At 66.8% G+C, this 16,552-nt stretch carries 19 protein-coding genes and 1 pseudogene; 14 read left to right on the forward strand and 6 right to left on the reverse strand.

Translation table 11 applies throughout. The features are described from left to right. Positions 1-3: 3 nt before the first annotated feature. Entirely contained in the window at positions 4-990 is a 987-nt protein-coding gene (locus Y882_RS07235) for a chorismate transformation FkbO/Hyg5 family protein (protein WP_046971234.1), read from the reverse strand. Between the two features lie 91 nt (positions 991-1,081). Between Y882_RS07235 and Y882_RS07240 the strand changes: the two genes are divergently transcribed. The 8 genes from Y882_RS07240 (at position 1,082) to fabG (ending at position 7,470) form a co-directional block, all read left to right on the forward strand. After that, on the forward strand, positions 1,082-1,351 hold the full coding sequence (locus Y882_RS07240) for a phosphopantetheine-binding protein (RefSeq protein ID WP_046971235.1): 270 nt from the start codon (positions 1,082-1,084) through the stop codon (positions 1,349-1,351). Positions 1,352-1,431: 80 nt separating this feature from the next. Then, positions 1,432-2,154 (forward strand): COG4648 family protein, encoded by a 723-nt coding sequence (locus tag Y882_RS07245; RefSeq protein WP_046971236.1) that lies wholly within the window; start codon positions 1,432-1,434, stop codon positions 2,152-2,154. After that, the gene (locus Y882_RS07250; RefSeq protein ID WP_046971237.1) at positions 2,151-2,450 is read left to right on the forward strand and encodes an ApeI family dehydratase; all 300 of its coding nucleotides are present in this window, start codon (positions 2,151-2,153) and stop codon (positions 2,448-2,450) included. The genes Y882_RS07245 and Y882_RS07250 overlap by 4 nt, the downstream gene beginning before the upstream one ends. Beyond that, the gene (locus tag Y882_RS07255; RefSeq protein ID WP_046971238.1) at positions 2,447-3,412 is read left to right on the forward strand and encodes a lysophospholipid acyltransferase family protein; all 966 of its coding nucleotides are present in this window, start codon (positions 2,447-2,449) and stop codon (positions 3,410-3,412) included. Before Y882_RS07250 ends, Y882_RS07255 begins: the two co-directional genes overlap by 4 nt. Next, on the forward strand, positions 3,324-3,983 hold the full coding sequence (locus Y882_RS07260; protein WP_046971239.1) for a LolA-related protein: 660 nt from the start codon (positions 3,324-3,326) through the stop codon (positions 3,981-3,983). The genes Y882_RS07255 and Y882_RS07260 overlap by 89 nt, the downstream gene beginning before the upstream one ends. 2 nt (positions 3,984-3,985) lie before the next feature. Continuing rightward, positions 3,986-6,301, forward strand: coding sequence for an MMPL family transporter (locus Y882_RS07265; RefSeq protein WP_046971240.1), 2,316 nt, complete (start codon positions 3,986-3,988; stop codon positions 6,299-6,301). After that, complete coding sequence (locus Y882_RS07270) at positions 6,285-6,719, forward strand: hotdog family protein (protein ID WP_046971241.1); 435 nt, start codon at positions 6,285-6,287, stop codon at positions 6,717-6,719. Before Y882_RS07265 ends, Y882_RS07270 begins: the two co-directional genes overlap by 17 nt. A 13-nt stretch (positions 6,720-6,732) precedes the next feature. Continuing rightward, entirely contained in the window at positions 6,733-7,470 is a 738-nt protein-coding gene (gene fabG / locus Y882_RS07275) for a 3-oxoacyl-ACP reductase FabG (protein ID WP_046971242.1), read from the forward strand. Between the two features lie 95 nt (positions 7,471-7,565). Here fabG and Y882_RS07280 read toward each other — a convergent pair whose 3' ends face one another. Genes Y882_RS07280 through Y882_RS07290 form a run of 3 tightly spaced genes read right to left on the reverse strand, consistent with a single transcriptional unit; the run spans position 7,566 to position 10,314 of the window. Continuing rightward, complete coding sequence (locus Y882_RS07280; RefSeq protein WP_046971243.1) at positions 7,566-8,324, reverse strand: glycosyltransferase family 2 protein; 759 nt, start codon at positions 8,322-8,324, stop codon at positions 7,566-7,568. Further along, entirely contained in the window at positions 8,321-9,118 is a 798-nt protein-coding gene (locus Y882_RS07285) for a beta-ketoacyl synthase chain length factor (protein ID WP_046971244.1), read from the reverse strand. Before Y882_RS07285 ends, Y882_RS07280 begins: the two co-directional genes overlap by 4 nt. Next, positions 9,115-10,314 carry a beta-ketoacyl-[acyl-carrier-protein] synthase family protein gene (locus Y882_RS07290; protein WP_211259137.1) on the reverse strand — a complete coding sequence of 400 codons (1,200 nt, stop codon included), beginning with the start codon at positions 10,312-10,314 and terminating at the stop codon, positions 9,115-9,117. Before Y882_RS07290 ends, Y882_RS07285 begins: the two co-directional genes overlap by 4 nt. Positions 10,315-10,478: 164 nt before the next feature. Here Y882_RS07290 and Y882_RS07295 point away from each other — a divergent pair, with 164 nt between their 5' ends. Together Y882_RS07295 and hemF are read left to right on the forward strand one after the other, a co-directional pair. Then, a complete protein-coding gene (locus Y882_RS07295) occupies positions 10,479-11,189 on the forward strand; it encodes a YdcF family protein (protein ID WP_244466277.1) in 711 nt (236 codons plus the stop codon). Between the two features lie 82 nt (positions 11,190-11,271). Continuing rightward, a complete protein-coding gene (gene hemF / locus Y882_RS07300) occupies positions 11,272-12,174 on the forward strand; it encodes an oxygen-dependent coproporphyrinogen oxidase (protein ID WP_046971246.1) in 903 nt (300 codons plus the stop codon). Positions 12,175-12,279: 105 nt separating this feature from the next. Here the strand turns inward: hemF and Y882_RS07305 are convergent, their stop codons facing one another. Next, complete coding sequence (locus tag Y882_RS07305) at positions 12,280-12,939, reverse strand: DUF4097 family beta strand repeat-containing protein (RefSeq protein WP_046971247.1); 660 nt, start codon at positions 12,937-12,939, stop codon at positions 12,280-12,282. 143 nt (positions 12,940-13,082) lie between these two features. Here Y882_RS07305 and gpmA point away from each other — a divergent pair, with 143 nt between their 5' ends. Together gpmA and Y882_RS07315 are read left to right on the forward strand one after the other, a co-directional pair. Further along, on the forward strand, positions 13,083-13,826 hold the full coding sequence (gpmA, locus tag Y882_RS07310; protein WP_046971248.1) for a 2,3-diphosphoglycerate-dependent phosphoglycerate mutase: 744 nt from the start codon (positions 13,083-13,085) through the stop codon (positions 13,824-13,826). A 124-nt stretch (positions 13,827-13,950) separates the two neighbouring features. Then, complete coding sequence (locus Y882_RS07315; RefSeq protein ID WP_244466278.1) at positions 13,951-14,460, forward strand: CcdC protein domain-containing protein; 510 nt, start codon at positions 13,951-13,953, stop codon at positions 14,458-14,460. A gap of 7 nt (positions 14,461-14,467) precedes the next feature. Here the strand turns inward: Y882_RS07315 and glnK are convergent, their stop codons facing one another. Further along, on the reverse strand, positions 14,468-14,806 hold the full coding sequence (gene glnK / locus Y882_RS07320) for a P-II family nitrogen regulator (RefSeq protein ID WP_046971250.1): 339 nt from the start codon (positions 14,804-14,806) through the stop codon (positions 14,468-14,470). Positions 14,807-14,996: 190 nt separating this feature from the next. Here glnK and Y882_RS07325 point away from each other — a divergent pair, with 190 nt between their 5' ends. Both Y882_RS07325 and Y882_RS07330 read left to right on the forward strand, forming a co-directional pair. Further along, positions 14,997-15,245 carry an accessory factor UbiK family protein gene (locus Y882_RS07325; protein WP_046971251.1) on the forward strand — a complete coding sequence of 83 codons (249 nt, stop codon included), beginning with the start codon at positions 14,997-14,999 and terminating at the stop codon, positions 15,243-15,245. 166 nt (positions 15,246-15,411) lie between these two features. Next, positions 15,412-16,440, forward strand: a pseudogene (locus tag Y882_RS07330) (YifB family Mg chelatase-like AAA ATPase); the annotation flags it as partial. Between the last annotated feature and the right edge of the window lie 112 nt (positions 16,441-16,552).

Genomic DNA, 16,552 nt, shown 5'->3' on the forward strand with positions numbered 1-16,552 from the left:
CGCTCAGGCGTAACGCCAGCCGTCGATTTCCACCAGCAGTTCGCTGCGGCAGATATCGCCGTGCAGCACCAGTACCGGCACGCCGGCCAGCCGTTGCTGCAGGAATTCACGCACTAGCGGCGCATCTGTCGGGTGGCGCACATAGGCCTTGAGCGGCGACTGCGTGTCGAAGCCGGCCGGCATGTTGGCACTCGACAGCAGGGCTTCGAGGTTCACCAGGGTTTCGTCCAGCTGCGCGAGCAGATCGTCCTCGTGCGCCGAGGCATGGCCCACCACGGCGGCCGTGCCGGAGATGGCCAGTGCATCCTGCGCCGGCAGGGCCATGGCCCGGGCGAAACTGGGCGGCGTGCGACCGTATTGGCGCGGGTAGCGCCAGGCACTGACCTGGCGCGGATTCTCCACCCGTTCGCCCGGCTCGTCGCAGGCCAGCAGGTACACCTGCAGGCGCGGCGCCGAGGCGTGGTGGCCGATGGCGGTGGCGGCGGGAAAACCATCCGCGAAGAAGCTGGCCATGCCTTCGGCGCGGCCTTCGCAGAACTGCTTGTAGCGCTCGGTGTCGCCTGCGCCTTCGTTGATGTCGGCCAGGTAGTTCCAGATGCGCTGGACGTGACGCTCGCGACGCGAGGCGACGAAATCGCATAACTGCGCGTAAGCGCTTGCCGCCGTGGCGAGCGGTCCGCCATGTAGGTTTTCATCCAGGGTAATGGCAGCGAACAGCCAGCCGTCGCCGCTCGACCATTGCAACTCGCCCACCCGCCCGTGGGTCACCGGGCCGTCGACCTGCCAGATTTCCAGCGGCGTGGGAGCGTCAAAGACTTCCAGGTCCACCGGCAGCCAGCGCGGATCGGTACTGCGCTCGGCGCCCGTGCCGAAACCGAACACGGCCAGCGTGCCGGCATCGTTCAAGACCGCATCCGGATCGACCCACCGGTAGGACACCTGCGGCGCGCGACGCAGCGCAGGCCTGACGTTTTCACAACCCTGAACCATGGGCATCCAACCGGAGACTCTAGGACGCTATGGTACACTGGCCGGCCTGCGGCTCTGGGGGAGAGGCGCAAGAATTCGGGTACGGAAAGGCATGGCCGAGCAGAGCACCGCACAACACGAACTGGCCACGCTGATCGTGGACAGCCTCAATCTGGAAACCGTCACGGCCGACCAGATTGATCCCGATGCACCGCTTTTCGGCGGCGATCTGGGCCTGGACTCCATCGATGCCCTGGAAATCGCCTTGGCCGTGTCCAAGCGTTACGGGTTCCAGCTTCGTTCGGACAACCCCGAGAATCGCAAGATCTTCACCAGCCTGCGCACGCTCTCCGAGCACATTGAACGGCAGCGCGCCGTTTAAGAACGATCGGGCATGATGTATCGCGCACGCGGCAGACCAAGGTCCACGCCGTCTGGTTAGTCATGCAGGCTGAGCAACCCATGTCGTCATCAAACGCAGCTACACCGAAATCGACGTCGCGGCGCTGGATGCCGCTGATGTTCGGCTATCCGGTGCTGGCGATGGCCGGCGTGCTGACCCATCGCCAGGGCTTCTCGCTGGCGGCCTGCGCCTTGCTGCTCACTGTGTTGATGATCCCCGCGCTGGCCACCCGCCGCGCCCTGCCGTGGCTGGTATGGCTGGGCACGCTGGCGGTGATGGCCTGGTTGTGGCTGCACGGCATGGTGGGCCTGTTGCTGGAATGCGTGCCGATCGCGATCAATATCCTGCTGGCCTCCCTGTTCGGTCGCACGCTGCGGGCAGGCCAGACGCCGCTGATCGCACGCTTCATCGAGGCACTGGAAGGTCCCGAGCGACTCGCCGTGCCCGGCATTGCGCCCTATGCACGCCACCTCACCTGGTTCTGGACGCTGCTCACGGCGGGGCAGGCCGCGGTGTTGGCGGTGTTGCTGCTGTGCGCGGAGCCGGGCGGGCTGCTCAGTTCGTTGGGCGTGGCTTCGCCCTGGCCGGTACCGGCGGGTATCGCCCAGTCCTATGTGCATGTGGGCGGCTATGTGTTGATCGCCAGCGCCTTCCTGTTGGAGAACGTGTTCCGTCGCTGGCATCTGCGGCATGTGGACCACCCGCGTTTCCACGAACTGGCCATGGGCATTGCGGCGCGCTGGCCGGCGCTGGTGCGCGGCGACCATTCGGCCTCGCCATGAGTCAGCCGGGCTTTCAGCGCGCATTTCTGGTGGGCGCGGATCATCCCTGCCTGCCGGGTCATTTCCCCGGCTCGCCGCTGGTGCCTGGCGTCGTACTGCTGGAACAGGTCGCACTGGCCTTGCGCGATTGGCGCGGCCAGCGATTGGCGCGCGTGCTGGAAGCGAAGTTTGTGGCGCCACTCCTACCGGCACAGGAGGCGCAGATCGCGCTTACCGAAGGCCAGGGCCGCGTGCGTTTTGAGATTCATCGCGGCGACGATCTGCTCGCGCGCGGCTCCATCGAGGGAACGATATGAGCGAACACTGGCAGAGCCGGCCCGAAGGCGGCGGACGCTTTGCGCTATGGCTGATCCGCAGCATCGCGTTGTACGGCGGCCGCCCGCTGGCACGGGTGATCCTGTATCCGATCACGCTCTACTTCTACTGGCGCCGCGGACCCGAGCGCGAAGCGTCGCGCCGTTTCCTGGAGCGCGTGCTGCACAAGCCGGTCACGCCCTGGCATGTGATGAAGCATATCCACTGCTTCGCATCGACCATGCTCGATCGCGTCTTCCTGCTCGCCCGTGGCGAGCAGGGCTTCGACGTGACGGTGGAAGGCCTCGAACAGCTTGAGGCGAGCTTCGCCGAAGGGCGCGGCGTGCTGCTGCTGGGCACCCACCAGGGCAGTTTTGAGGCCTTGCGCGCGCTCAGTGCGCGTCGCCCCGACACCCACCTGCGCGTGGTGCTGGACAAGCAGAAGACACCGGCCTTGACCCAGCTGCTCGAAGCGCTTGCACCCGATGTAGGCGCCAGCGTCATCGATGCCTCCGCGGGCGGCACGTCGATCACGCTGGCGATGGCCGAAGCCTGCCAACAAGGGGCGATGGTCGCCCTGCTGGCCGATCGCGGACGCGAACACGAAGTGCTGCGGCGCACGCCCTTGTTGGGCGAGCCCGCGCCGTTCCCGGTCGGCCCCTGGCTGCTTGCGCACAGTCTGCGCGTGCCAGTGGTGCTGTGTTTCGGGCTGTATGAAGGCGGCAATCGCTATCGCCTCATTTTCGAGCCGTTTGCCGATCGCATCGAGATTCCACGACAGGATCGCGCCCAGGCGCTGGACGCCGTGATCGCGCGCTTTGCCCGTCGCGTGGAACACTACATCCGGGTCGCCCCCTACAACTGGTTCAATTTCTATGACTTCTGGCAGCAAGACGTGGACACTGCTGTGCGCCCTGACGCTGTCGCTGTGCGCGACCACGAGCACGAACGCGTCGGCGCCTGAAGACGCCGCCACGGCACGCGCGCTGGTCGCCTCGCTGGGCCGTCCGGCGCCAGCACGCACGCCCTTCGCCGAAGCACGCTTCATGAAGATGCTGGACAAGCCGCTGGTCGTTTCCGGCCAGCTGGCCTGGCTGGGTGGCGACAAGCTCGAGCGTACGGTCGAACATCCCACGCGCGAAGTGTCGACCATCGGCGACGGTGAAGTGACGCAGCAGCGCGAAGGTCGATCGCCGCGTAGCTTTTCGCTGAAGCGTGCGCCGCAGCTGCAGCTGTTGCTCGACAGTTTCGTGGCCCTGCTGGGCGGCGATTCGTCGCGCCTCGAGCAAGCGTTCACCGTGCAGCACAGCGCCGATGGCGCCGATCACTGGACGCTCACCCTGACCCCGCGCGACGCGAAACTCGCGCAAACGGTGAGCCGCATCGACATCGACGGCAGCGGCAACGAGCCGCACTGCATGCGCATGCAGGAGGCCGATGGCGACATCGCCATCGATCTGCTGGGCGACTACGCTGCCAGGATGCCGACCGCGCCCACGCGCGACGCGCTCATCACGCTCTGCCGGGGCAGCTGAGCGTGCGCCGCAGCCGGGTGACGCTGCTGGTGCTCTGGCTGGCCGCGCTGGCGGCGCTTGGTCTGTTCGTTACGCGACACCTGACGGTGAGCACCGACCTGCGCAGCTTCATGCCGGCGCCCACCACGCCCGATCAGCGCCTGTTGATGGAGCAGGTCGGCGAGGGCCCGGGCTCGCGCCTGCTCTTGCTCGCCATCAGCGGCAAATCCGATGAGCAACTCGCCGGGCTCAGTCAGCAGCTCGCCGTGGCGCTGCGCAAGGATCAGCGCTACACCCAGGTGCTCAACGGCAGCTTCGATATCGGCGCACTCGACGATGCCCTGCTGCCGTATCGCTATCTGCTCTCGCCCACGCTGGATCATCAGCGCATGGATGCCGCGTATCTGCGCGATGAGCTGGAACAGCGTCTGGATGATTTGTCATCACCCGCGGCATCGCTGCTGAAAGGCTTGCTGCCGCGCGATCCCACGCTGGAAGTGCTCAAGCTGGCCGAGCGCTGGTCGCCGCCGAAGTCGCCCGAGCTCGTGCAGGGCGTGTGGTTCTCGCCGCAGCACGAGGCCTTGCTGCTGGTGCTGACGCGGTCGGCGGGCTTTGATCCGGATGCGCAGTCGCAGGCCATCGACGGTATCCATCGCGCCTTCGACGCCTTGCCCGATCACGCGGGTGGATCGGTGGCGGTTAGTGGGCCGGGCTACTTCAGCGTGGTGGCGAGCGAGCAGACGCGCGGGCAGGCGGAGTGGATCGGACGCATTTCGACGGTGGGCTTCATCGTGCTGCTGTTGCTGGCGTATCGCAGCATCGGCTCGCTGCTGTTATCGGCGTTGCCGATCGCCAGTGCGGCGCTGGCCGGCATTGCCGCGCTCGTGCTGCTGTTTCCGCAGGTGCATGGCATCACGCTGGCGTTTGGCTTCACCCTGCTTGGCGTGGCGCAGGAATATCCGATACGCGTGTTGAGCCATCGTCGTGCCGGCGAAAACGCCGTGCAAAGCGTGCGCGATCTGTGGCCGCTGCTGCTCACGGCGATCGCTTCGGCATGCATTGCCTACGCGGCCTTCTTCGCCTCCGGCGTGAGCGGCCTGCAGCAATTAGCCGTCTTCACCGTGACCGGCCTGCTGGTGGCTGGCTTCAGCACGCGCTACCTGCTGCCCTATCTGTTGCCCGAGCGCGTGCGCGATGTCGCCGATATGGGTTGGCTGATAAGTGCGCGGCGATTCGTCGACCGTTTGCCGCGCCCACGCTGGATTCCCTTGGTAGTGGCTGCGGCCACCGTGCTGATGCTGGTGTTCGCGCAAGGCCCGTTCTGGCAGAACGATCTGTCGGCATTGACGCCGCTGCCGCGCGATCTGTTGCTGCGCGACGCGCGACTGCGCGAGGCGCTGGGTGCGCCGGACGTGCGCTATCTGCTGGTGCTGCAGGCGCCGGACGAGCAAGGCGTGCTCGCGCTGTCGGAAAAACTCGAACCCACGATCGACGCGCTGGTCGCGCGCCACGCCGTCGATGCGGTGGAATTGCCCTCGCGCTACCTGCCCAGCTCCACCGTGCAGCGCGCACGCCAACAGGCCTTGCCCGACCGCGAGGCGCTCACCAGTGCGTTAGCCGAGGCCGAACAAGGCATGCCGTTCCAGTCCGGCCTGTTCGACCCCTTCGTCAACGACGTGGAGAAGGCCCGCAGCCTGCCGCTGCTGACGCCGGAACAATTCGCATCGTCGCCGCTGGGCCAGCGTGTCTCTGCGATGTTGATGCAGCGCGATGGTCACTGGCTGGGCCTGGGCACGCTGAGCGGCGTGCACGACGTGGCTGCCTTGCAGGCGCTCGCCCGCGACAGCGGCGGTGATGTGCGCCTGCTGGATCTCAAGGGTGCCGCCGAATCGCTGGTGGTCGATTACCGCGCGCGCATCCTCCACGCCTTGCTCGGCGCCACCGTGCTGCTGGTGATTGCCATCGTGGTGGCGCTGCGCAGTGTGCGGCGCGCCTGGCACGTCCTCGCGCCGATGACGCTGGCCACGTTTCTGGTGCTCGCCGTGGAGCGTGTGGCGGGCGTGGAGATTTCGCTGTTCCACCTGGTCGCGCTGATCCTGGCGGCGGGCCTCGGCCTGCATTACGCGCTGTTTTTCGAGCGCGATACAGGCGATGCAGCCGAGCAGCGGCGCACGCTGCACGCCACCCTGGTGTGCGTGCTGTCGGCCTTGCTGGTGTTTGGCATGCTGGCCTGGAGCACCATTCCCGTGCTGCGCGCGATCGGTCTTACGGTCGCCCTGGGCGTGGCCTTTCACTTTTGTCTCTCGATCCTGATGGCGCCCCATGCTCGCCAAGACTGACTGGGCCCACCTCATTCCCCACCAGGGCGCGATGAGTCTGCTCGACGCCGTGGTGTCGTGGAATGAAACGAGCATCCACGCCATCAGCGAGAGTCACGCCTTGGCCGATCATCCGTTGCGCGGCAGCGCTGGCCTGCATGCGGTGCATCTGGCCGAATATGGCGCGCAGGCGATGGCGGTGCACGGCGCCCTGCTGGCGCGCGAGCGGGGTGCGAGTGAGGCGCGCCCAGGCCGGCTCGTCAGCCTGCGCGAAGTATCGCTGGCCATCGAGTGGGTGGATCCTGCGCAGGGACGTTTGGACGTCCATGCCGAAAGCCTCTACGCTGACGACGCCGGCGCACAATATGCCTTTCGTGTCGAACAGGGCGGGCGCCTGCTGGTGAGCGGCCGCGCTGCCGTGATTCATCCTCTCCCCTGATGCCGAGGCGGCCATGACCCAACACCACACTCCCCGTCGCGCGCTGGTGACTGGTGGCAGCGGCGATCTTGGCGCGGCGATATCGCAGGCACTCGCCGCGAGTGGCTACCACGTGATCGTGCACGCCAATACGGGTTTGGCCCGCGCCGATGATGTCGCCGCCGTGATCCGCGACGCCGGCGGTGCGGCGCAGTCGGTGGCTTTCGATGTCACTGACGCGGCTGCCACGCGGCACGCATTGGAGACCTTGCTGACCGATGGGCCGGTGCATGCGGTGGTGAACAACGCCGGCATCCATGAGGACAGCCCGCTGGCCGGCATGTCAGAGGACGCATGGCGACGCGTGATCGACGTATCGCTGCACGGCTTCTTCCACGTCACCCAGCCCCTGCTGCTGCCGATGGCGCGTGCGCGCTTCGGTCGCATCGTGTCGGTCAGTTCGGTGGCGGCGCAGCTGGGCAATCGCGGCCAGGCGAATTACGCGGCGGCCAAGTCCGCGCTTCACGGCGCCACGCGCTCGCTGGCGCGTGAAATGGCGTCACGCGGCATCACCGCGAATGTGGTGGCGCCCGGCGTAATCGAAGGACGCATGATCGGCGAGCAATTCCCGCCGGAGCGCATTCGCGAGATGGTGCCTGCGCAACGCGCCGGCAAACCGGAAGAAGTCGCCGCGCTGGTGGCGTTTCTATGCTCGGATGCCGCCAGCTATATCAACGGCCAGGTGATCGGCGTCAACGGCGGGATGGCTTAAGGCGGGAGAGAGTGGAGAGGAGTGAGAAGTGAGAGTGGCGAGTGTGTGCTCTCTCTCACTCCTCACTCCTCACTCCTCTCCCCTCACTCCTGCTTTCAAGTCACGGCAACGTCGAACACCACCGGACGCGAGGCGCGCGAGCGTCGATAGCTGGCCAGCACATCGCCGTGGCGCAGGATCTGCCCCACCGTGTAGAAGGTGATGCGGCTGACATCGCGGATCGGGCTGAAGTGGCTGATGCGGAACTCGCCCTGGTAACGCGAAGCGATCGGCACCGACACCACGCTGATGCCCTTCTCGCGGGTAGCGGCGATCAGAATCGCGGCTTCGAACACGAAGTTTTCCGCCGGCAGATCGACCAGGTCGAGCGCGCCGCGCGGGTACCAGCGCTGCCCGCTCTGCGTATCAGCCACCGGCTGCGCGCAGGCCCAGGAGATGCCCCAGTCGGCCACGCCGTTGGCGCGACGGCGGCCCTTGGGCTGCTGTTCGCGCTGGAGCAGACGCGCACCGATGACGATGTGATTGGGATAACGCTGCGCCGCCGCGGCGATGCGCGGAATGTCGTCGGCCAGGTGCTGGCCGTCGCCGTCCATGGTGAGCACGGCGTCGAAGCCCTGCCGCAGCGCCTCGCGAAAACCCGTGCGCAGCGCTTCGCCCTTGCCGCTGCGTTGCGGATGGCGCAGCAAGGTCACCGGCAGCTCGCGCACGATCTCGGGCGTGCGATCGTCCGAACCGTCGTCGACCACGATGACCGGGACGCCCAGCGCCAGCACGGATTGGACCACCTCGCCGATCGCCGCCTCTTCATTGAGGCAGGGGATCAGCACGCACCAACGGGCAGCGGACGTATTCAAGCAAGTGTCTCCAGCACAACCCTCAACGCCAGGGTTTCGGCGGCGGCCAGGGTGCAGTCACCGTGGCCTGCAGCGAGATTCTGCATCAGCGGCCAGGCGGATGCGGCAATCGGATTGGTTTCGTGCCACTCGCCCGTTGCGGGCGCAGGCCGCAGCGGATGGTCGGCGTGAGGCTGAAGCTCGATCGCCAGGCTCGCCAGCGTACCCGCCGTGACCGCGGGTGACAGCACCAGCGCAAAGCCGAAGGAGCTGCGCGTGCCGCTCATTTCGCCGACCGGGCCGGTGCCTGCGATGTCGCTGCATACCAGCAGCACCGCGCGCTGCTCGGCGAGGCTGAGCGTGGCCGCTTCCAGCAGGCCGGCGCCGAAGCTGGCGCGACCGGCGGAAATGGCGCTGGACGAGGCCTGGCAGCCGGTGGCTATGGTCCAGTAGCCCGCCGGCGCGTTGTGCACGGAATTATGGAAGCGCGTGGGCGACAGCTCGGCCGGAGCACTGGCCAAGGTGGCGCACATGTAGTCGGAAATCAGCTGATCGCCATAGGCGGAGGTGAACACGCAGGGCAGTTCGCTGGCGGCGCGGCCGCTCATGGCCACCGCTTGCCCCGCCACTTCAACCGCCAGCAACACGCTGTCGGGTGCGCGGCGTCGCTCGTTGGCGGGCAGGGTGGAGGCCTGTGGGCGGGCCGTCGGGGCGTCGACCGGCAAGCCATGCTGTTGTGCCTTCAGCGCCGCGAAATCGCTCAGCGCCGGCGACCACAGGCCAATGCCTTCAATATGGACCTGCAGTGCACTCATGCCGGCGCCCTCCCGAAGGCAAGGCAGGCATTATTGCCTCCAAATCCAAACGAGTTGCTCAAGGCCACGTTGACGCTGCGCTGCTCGCTCTGCAAGGCCAGCTGCGGACCGCAGGCGGCGTCCGGATCGGTGCATCCGAGGTTGCCGGGAACCACGTTGTGGCGGATCGCCAGCAAGGCGAACACCGCTTCGAGGATGCCCGCGGCGCCCAGCGTGTGGCCGGTGAAACCTTTCGTGGAACTGGCGCGAGTGGTCGAAGGGAAGGCGCGCGCGATCAAGGCGGCTTCCACTTCGTCGTTCTTCAGGCTCGCCGTGCCGTGCAGGTTGATGTAGTCCACCTGTTCGGCGCGCAGGCCGGCGCGCGCGAGTGCGTCGCGCAGCGCGAGTTCGGCGCCGACGCCTTCGGGGTGCGGCGTCGACATGTGGTGCGCATCGCTGGATTCACCGTAACCGAGCAGGCGCGGCGCGTGCGGCGCGTGGTCCACGCGCTCGAGCAAGGCAAAGCCCGCCGCTTCGCCGATGGAGATGCCATGGCGCGCCTGGTCGAACGGACGACACGGTTCGGGCGATACCAGCTCCAGCGCGTTGAAACCGAACAGCACGCTGTCGCACAGCGTATCCACGCCGCCCACGATGGCTGCATCGGCCAACCCAAGGCGAATCAGGCGCTCGGCCGTGGCGAACACCTTGGCGCTGGATGAGCACGCCGTGGAAACAGTCAGGCAAGGGCCCTCGAGCCCGAGCGCCTCGGCCACGAAACCGGCCAGGGAATGGGGAGCGTGGATCAGCGGACGGCGCAACTCCGCCGGCATGCGGCCGTCGGCATCGAGGTGGCGATAGCCTTCCTCGGTGGCGCCGATGCTGGCCGTGGAGGTGCCCAGCACCAGCGCCACGCGCGCGGCGCCGTAGCGCAGGCGGGCGTCCAGCGCCTGCTCCAGAAAGCGGTCCTGCTGCAGTCCCAGCCAGGCCAGGCGATTGTTGCGGCATTCCCACGACGCGTGAGCCGCGGGCAGCTCGGCTTCTTCGACGCCATCGACACGGCCGATCCAGCACGCCAGGGGAGCGCTGCTGAAGTCGTTTTCACGGAGGCCGCCATGGCCCGAAGACAGGGCGGCGAGATGGCTATCGAGACCTTGGCCGAGCGCTGAAGTGACCGTATAGGCACTTACGGCAAGGGGTTGGATCGGTACTGACATCGCGCGAGCCTAACGAGCGACTGCAACATTTCCTAGTCTGGACAGCCGCCAGGCTTGATCGCGTTCATGTTTGTCAGCGCCGTTTTGACTGCCCCCTGTGCCTGGCGTGACGGCTGCGCGCGACGCGTGGGACACTGCGCCGTCGACCTTCCGTGCCCTGCCCCGTGCCGCCGATCACTGCCCCATTGAAGCGTGGCCCCTGGCGCTATCTCAGCGACCGGGACGTGCTCCACGCCTTCGTGGTGATGGTGGCCGCGGTCACCCTGAGCCTGGGCCTGGTCTGGGTGGGCTATCTCGTTCATGTATGGCGGGTGGCGGCACGCAGCCCGGTCACCCCCGGGGAGCCCATGACCGTGCTGGTATTCGGTCGCCGGCTGGTGCGCGACGCGCCCGAAAAGGACTATCAGGCACGCCTGCTGCGCGCCCTGGCCCTAATGCGTTCGCATGAGACCGAGCACGTCCTGTTGCTGGGCGGCCGCAGCGGCGGCGCCATCAGCGAGGCGGCTGCCGGCCGCAGCTGGCTGGAACAACACGAGTTGCCGCCCGGTGTGGTGATGCAGCTGGAGCAGGCCTCGGTCGACTCGCTGGAAAACCTGCGCCACGCACGCAGCCTGTTGCAGGAAGACGGGCCGGTGGCACGGGTGCTGCCGCCGGTGGCGCTGGTGACCAGCCGCTACCATCTCGCGCGCTGCCAGCTGCTGGCGCAGCGCTTGGGCTTCCATAGCGTGCCGGTCGCTGCCGAGGCCCGACTCGTGCTCAACCGGCGCTACGTCGTGCGCCTGCTGGCCGAATCGGGTTATCTGATGTGGATCGACATCGGCATGCGCTGGGCGCGTTTGATCGGTCATCGCCGCATCAGCGCACGCCTCAGCTGACCTCAAGCGCGACGCGCCGCCGCAGCGGCGCACGCGCGACGCTTGCTAAGCTGGCGGCCTTTGCACGACGACGGACCGCCCGATGAGCCAGCAAGCCGACCAAGCCGAACTGTTCCTGCGTGAACTGCAGGACCGTATTTGCGCGGCGATCGAACAGATCGACGGCAAGGCGCGCTTCGAAGAAGACGCCTGGACGCGTCCCGCTGGCGGCGGTGGCCGCACGCGCGTACTGCGCGATGGCGCGATCTTCGAACAGGCGGGAGTGAATTTCTCGCGTGTGTACGGCAACCAGTTGCCGCCCAGCGCCACCGCCCATCGTCCCGATCTGGCCGGTGGCGGTTTCGTCGCCACCGGCGTATCGCTGGTGCTGCATCCGCGCAATCCGCACGTGCCGACCACGCATGCCAACGTGCGCTATTTCGAAGCGAGCAAGGAAGGTGTGGATCCCGTGTGGTGGTTCGGCGGCGGCTTCGATCTCACGCCGTTTTATCCGCACGATGAAGACGTGACGCACTGGCACACGGTGGCGCGCGACCTGTGCGCACCCTACGGCGACGATGTGTATGCGCGCTACAAGAAGTGGTGCGACGAGTACTTCTATCTCAAACACCGCGGCGAGACGCGCGGCGTCGGCGGCCTGTTCTACGACGATCTCAACGAAGGCGGCTTCGAGCGCTGCTTCGCCTTCACGCGCGACGTGGGGCAGGGTTTCCTCGATGCCTATCTGCCGATCGTCGAACGCCGCAAGGACGAGGCTTATGGCGAGCGCGAGCGCGAATTCCAGCTCTATCGCCGCGGACGCTACGTGGAATTCAACCTGGTCTACGACCGCGGCACGCTGTTCGGCCTGCAGTCGGGCGGCCGCACCGAATCGATCCTGATGAGCCTGCCGCCGCGCGTGCGCTTCGAATACAACTTCCAGCCCGAGGCAGAATCGCCCGAAGCGCGGCTGGCCGATTACCTCAAGCCGCGCGACTGGGTGTGAGAGAGGCAGGAGCGAGTGGAGAGGAGTGAGGAGTGAGAGAGAGCCACAGCGCCCCTCACCCCAACTCTCTCTCACTTCTCACTCCTCTCCCCTCACTTCTAGCCCTTACTCCGTCGGCATGGCGCCGCTGAACTTCACCGGCGTGGCGCCCTTCACGGGGCCGATCTGCGCGCTGTCGCTCACCTGCAGCACGACCTCGCGGCGGAACTCCAGCGTGCCCTGCACCACCGCGTGCGGACCGATCACCACATGCGGCAGGCGGTTATTGCTGCTCCAGCTCCAGCCGCCCGGCTTGTCCACCAGGATGCCGCCTTCGACGCGCGAATTGGCGCCCACGGTGACGTCGCCATTGGTGGTCTGCAGGCCGCCGCCGACGTGGGCGGCGTCGAGGTTGATGCTGCCGTTGACGTTGCCGACCTTGCCGGCGACATCGGCGCCCTTCTCCAGATGAATGCCGCCGTTGGTGGTGCTGACGGTGCCGGTGACGCGGGCGGCCGAACCCAGGCTCACGCCGCCGTTTACCGTATCGACCGCGGTGGCCTGTGCATGATCGCCAAGGTTGACCGAACCATTGACCGTGCTGGCCTTCTGCACCACCGCGTTGTCGCCGACGCGCACCGCGCCGTTGACCGTGCTGACGTTGCCGGCGTGCTGGCCGGCATCCACCTGCGCGGTGCCGTTGACCTTGTCGATATCGTTGTCGCTGGCCTGGGCGACGACAGGCAGGGCCAGGGCGAGGGCGAGAGCTAGCAGATGACGACGCATGATGAACTCCGTGAATAGGCTGACCACCCTAGGATGCACCCGGCACGGGCAGGGTTTAGCATGACCTTCGACAGGGGCCGCACGATTTGACGGGGCCGGGGCGGGGCCTCACCATCGTGAGTTTCCCGCCACGAATTCCCGCCATGTACAAGCTCGTACTCATTCGTCACGGCCAGTCCCAGTGGAACCTGGACAACCGCTTCAGCGGCTGGGCCGATGTGGACCTCACCGAACAGGGCATGGCCGAAGCGGCCGAAGCCGGCCGCCTGCTCAAGGCCGGCGGCTACCGCTTTGATGTCGCGCACACCTCGGTGCTCAAGCGCGCCGTGCGCACGCTTTGGGGCGTGCTCGATGCGATGGAGCAGATGTACCTGCCGGTCATCACCGACTGGCGCCTCAACGAGCGCCACTACGGCGGCCTCACCGGCCTCAACAAGGCCGAGACCGCCGCCAAGTACGGCGAGGACCAGGTCAAGGTGTGGCGCCGCAGCTACGACATCCCGCCGCCGCCGCTGGACCGCGCCAGCAACGAGTCGGTGAACGACCCGCGCTACGCCAATCTCGATCCCTCGATGATCCCCGATACCGAGTGCCTCAAGGACACCGTCGACCGCGTGGTGCCGTACTGGCACGACGTGCTGGCGCCGGCCATCGCATCGGGCCAGAACGTGGTGGTGGCGGCGCACGGCAACTCGCTTCGCGCGCTGGTGAAGTACCTGGACAACATCTCCGAGGAGGAGATCGTCGAGCTCAACATCCCCAACGGCGTGCCGCTGGTGTACGAGTTCGACAAGGACCTCAAGCCGATCCGTCACTACTACCTGGGTGACGCCGAAGCGATCGCGGCGAAGATGGCCGCCGTGGCGAATCAGGGCAAGGCCAAGTAAAAACTTGCGCCGTCGCGGGTGACAGGCGTCATCCGCGATGGTTGCGTCCCGTCAGTCGTGCGGGTGCGCCCGGCCCGATAAGCTGCGCGCATCCCATGACCAGGCGACCGCGATGACCCCGAACATGATCTACGCGCTGATGATCCCGCTGATGGCGTTCGCGATCTGGCGCCGTGTGCGCGGCACCTTCGGGCGCCAGCCGATCCGCCGCAAGCGGATGATTGCCCGCATCGCCGTCTTCACCGCCATTGGTGCCCTGATCGGCCTGGGTGGCCTGCACAATCCCCGTTTGTTGGAAGGACTGCTGGGCGGCGCACTGGCCGGCGCGGCGCTGGGTACGGTGGGCATCAAGCTGACCCGCTTCGAGCGCGATGCCGAGGGCAACGACCTCTTTATTCCCAACCCCTGGGTCGGCGGCCTGCTCACGCTGCTGCTGATCGGGCGCCTGGCGTGGCGCTTCGTAGTGGTGATGCCGCAACTGCAGGACCCCGCCATGGCGCACAGCGGGCCCGCGATTGGCAACAGCCCGCTGACCCTGGCGATCTTCGGCCTCACGATCGGCTATTACATCTGCTACTTCGCCGGCCTGCTGGTGCACCACCGCCGCTTCGAGCGGGCGCAGCTGGCGACCTGAGCGGCTCTTAGAGCGCGTCGCCGTCCATCTCGCCGGTGCGGATGCGGATGACCTGCTCGAGCGAGCTGACGAAGATCTTGCCGTCGCCGATCTTGCCAGTCTTGGCCGAGGCCTGGATGGCTTCGACCACGCGATCGACCTGCTCGTCGCTCACCGCCACTTCCAGTTTGATCTTCGGCAGGAAGTCCACCACGTATTCGGCGCCGCGGTAGAGCTCGGTATGGCCCTTCTGGCGGCCGAAGCCCTTCACCTCGGTCACCGTGATGCCCTGCACGCCCACTTCGGCCAGGGCCTCGCGTACATCGTCCAGCTTGAACGGCTTGATGACCGCAACCACCAGCTTCATGGGTTTTCCTCTTGATCGTCAGGTGGCCCATGGTCCGGGCCGCAGTGCTGCATTTTGCCTGTGCAGGGATATCGCTGTCGCGCCCGGGCTCTCTGTAGGAAAATGCCTACAAGCAGCAGCGGAGCACCCTGATAGTGGCATTTAAAGACATGAACCTACACTCCACCCTGACGAGCTCGAGGTGCTATCCATGATGGATAGGCAGGATATCGATCAACTTGCCCAGCGTCTTGTTTCGTTGGTTCCATCTGGACTGGCTCAGGCGCAACAGGATTTGCGCACCAACTTCGGCGATGTTCTGGCGCAGGGATTGCGCCGCCTTGATCTGGTCACGCGCGAGGAGTTTGAGGTCCAGAGCCAGCTGTTGGCGCGCACCCGCGCCAAGGTCGAGGCCCTGGAAAAACGAATCGCAGATCTCGAGGCTGGTGCCGGCACCTGACTGATGGGGTGCGGCACGGGCCCAAGTCCCGGGAGCCGTCCCCGATCCGTCACCCTCACCCCGAGAACGATCGGGGGCGGCTATTTTTCTCTGCAGGCCGCTGTGGGAGTTGCTCCGTGTTTCAGCCTGGCAGCCGCTCCCGCGTCGTAGCAGGCGTGCGGGCGACATGAGTCTTGCCGTCACCCTCAGCCGAGCCCAGGAAGGCGTGGCGGCTCCCCAGGTCATGGTGGAAGTCCATCTGTCCGGCGGCTTGCCCAGCACCAATATCGTGGGTCTACCCGAAGCCGCCGTGCGCGAGGCGCGCGACCGCGTCCGCGTCGCCATCCAGAACACCGCGTTCGAATACCCCAACCGCCGGGTCACCGTGAACCTGGCGCCGGCCGAGCTGCCCAAGGATGGCGGACGCTTCGACCTGGCCATCGCGCTCGGCATCCTCGCCGCCGGCGGACAGGTGCCGCGCGACAAGCTGGACGACTGCGAATTCCTCGGCGAGCTGGCCTTGTCCGGTTCGTTGCGTGCCGTGTCCGGCGTCCTGCCGGCCTTGTTGCGCGCGCGTGCGCGCGGGCGCCGCGTGGTCGTGCCACGGGCCAATGCGGCAGAGGCCGCCCTGGTGTCCGATGCCGAGGTGCTGGTGGCCGACACGCTGGCCGACGTGTGCAGCTGGCTGCGTGGTGCGCAGGAATTGGCCACGCCGGGCTCGGCGAGCGGCATCATCGACGAAGTCACCGGGCCCGACCTGGCCGACGTGCGCGGCCAGCTGCAGGCGCGCCGCGCGCTGGAAATCGCCGCGGCCGGCGGTCATCACCTGCTGCTGCTGGGCCCGCCGGGTACCGGCAAGACCATGCTGGCCGAGCGTCTGCCCGGCATCCTACCGCCGCTGAGCGAGTCGGAGGCGCTGGAAACCTGCGCAGTACGATCCGTCGCCGGGCAGGCGGTCGATCCGAAATTCTGGCGTCGCCGCCCGTTTCGCGCGCCCCACCACACCAGTTCGGCGGTGGCCCTGGTGGGCGGCGGCGCGCTGCCGCGGCCGGGCGAGATCTCGCTGGCGCACAACGGCGTGTTGTTTCTCGATGAGCTGCCCGAGTTCGGTAGGCATGTGCTGGACGTGCTGCGCGAACCGATGGAATCGGGGCATATCGTGATATCCCGGGCCGCGCGGCAGTCCACCTTTCCCGCGCAGTTCCAGCTGGTGGCGATCACCTAGGGTAGTTTTGGCAAATCGTACCTACTGACCGAGTGTTTGAAGATGGCTTGCTATATAGCTATTCAGTTCAAGGTTGGAGTCGATCTATCAGGAACAGGGATGG

The sequence above is a fragment of the Dyella japonica DSM 16301 genome (genome assembly GCF_001010355.1).
Taxonomy (GTDB): Bacteria; Pseudomonadota; Gammaproteobacteria; order Xanthomonadales; family Rhodanobacteraceae; genus Dyella; species Dyella japonica.